This is a genomic window from Flavobacterium sp. (assembly GCF_013822155.1).
Classification (GTDB): domain Bacteria; phylum Bacteroidota; class Bacteroidia; order Flavobacteriales; family Flavobacteriaceae; genus Flavobacterium.
In genome coordinates, this window is the sequence record NZ_PNJW01000143.1 from 1 (window position 1) to 1,890 (window position 1,890).

A 1,890-nucleotide genomic window follows, 5' to 3' on the forward strand; every position below is an offset into this window, starting at 1 on the left:
TAATATTCATTTTCATGTAGGATTATAGGTTTAATTGCAGAAAGACTTTCATTCAAGGGGAGACCAGCATATTTAGGGTTAAGAAAATCGAGATTATCTCCAAACCTTTGGGACAAAGCTTCCACAACTTTTAGATGAATCGGTTTTCTCACTCTTATTTTATAGAGTTTGTCGTAACTTTTAATATCTAATATTGAGTATGCTGCAGGCTTTCCATTTTCCGCTAAGTCTGGATTATCAGTAAGAAAGTCAATCATTGGTTTATCATCACCCATAAGAAAATGCTTTAACCCTTTTGATTTCTGCCAAGCTTCAAATCTTTCAAATGATTTAAAGTGAGGCATTCTATTTGGCAAAATAATTCGAGCATAGAACGAATCCTCCAGTTGTTTGATTGTTTCCAAAATATCTGAACTTTTAAAGCCGTAATGCTTTAACAAAAATTCATCATGTCCAGAAAATAGTTCTTCATATATCTGGTAAATATGTTGCATATAACCATCTCCTCTCATAAAAAGGGATTCAAGCATCGTTTTGAATCGTAGGTGATTCTCTATTTCAGAATGTTTTTTCTCAACAAATTCCGTCATAATGAATTGATTGTAAAACATTCTGATATTGTATAATGAATCTATTAGTTCATTAATAATCTCTGATGTTGCTTCCTTTTTAGGATTACCTTTAATGGCAGTTGCAAAACTTAATCCGTATTCAAGCATTAATTCTGATGCTCCATCATCTTCAGGGTTATCGTGATTTAAATATAGATTGTACCCCAACCCCCCAAGCAATTGGAAATTGTTATATGCTGAAAAAATATCAGTCACCCTTATAATAGAATCTTTCATCGACTTTAGAATCTCCGGTCGATGTTTTTTTATATTCTCAATTAGATCTTTTTGTTGCTGCTCAGATCGATTTGTTTTTATAAAAAGATTTTTACCCTCGCGATAGATTTTTGTTCCATTGGAGTCGAATTCCTCGTAATCATGATTAGCTCTTTTTTTCTTCTGTGGCTTCTTCTTATTTTTTTTTCTTCCGCGACTTAGTGGCATAACTTTATTTTTAAATTTAAACTAAAAACCTATTAAGGTATTTTCATTAGCCTTTCATATATTTCAAAGGAATTATTAATATGTATAAGACTTTCGCAGTATTTTACCTTATCCTCAAATGTTTTATGATAACCATTTTCAAATCCTATCATATATTGATCAATAAACTTTAATCTAGAAAATTCATCTTCATTTTGTTCTTCTGCTTTATCTATTTCGAAGAAATCAGAATCGCTTATAATAACAATTTCATATTTACTTAGAAATATATTTTTTGAATTAATATTAATGTCCTTCCCGAAAACCCAATTTGCAGTAATATAATTATTTGTTAGCCAGCCACCAAACTTAGGGGAGAAAGGATAATCCCATTTTATAGTTTCTGAATTGTAAAGATGATGATACTTGCCGCCAAGATTAAATGCATGCATTATAGCCCGAACACCATCCTTCTGCTCAAAACGTAAAACGAAATCACTAACTTCAATTCCACCCTTAATAAATTGAGCCAGGTCGCTGACATCTGCTTTAACATTAGACGTTACTATTTTACAACCCGCATGCTTTGCATAATAACGGAATAAATCAAGCTTTTTAGTTTTCCAAGATTCTCCGTAAATCTTCTCAAAATTTAAAATTGGCAATTCTACTAGATTAGTATTGTTTTTAAAGCAATAGTCAATAAATTGATCATAGGCATCATCATGTGGTCGAGTCAAAACGTTGTTACAATTAACACAAATTACTTTTGGAAATTTTAAGCTTTTATCTTTATAGGAACTTAGCTTTGTAACAGTTCCACTAATATAAAATGCATCTATTTTTTTTCCGTGAT

The 1,890-nt window shown here is 31.1% G+C and carries 2 protein-coding genes; both read right to left on the reverse strand.

Features of this window, described 5'->3' with window-relative positions; translation table 11 throughout:
- On the reverse strand, positions 1 to 1,055 hold a 1,055-nt coding region (locus tag C0512_RS15345), incomplete at its 3' end, for a hypothetical protein (RefSeq protein ID WP_290863142.1).
- 32 nt (positions 1,056 to 1,087) lie between these two features.
- On the reverse strand, positions 1,088 to 1,890 hold an 803-nt coding region (locus C0512_RS15350; RefSeq protein ID WP_290863144.1), incomplete at its 5' end, for a hypothetical protein.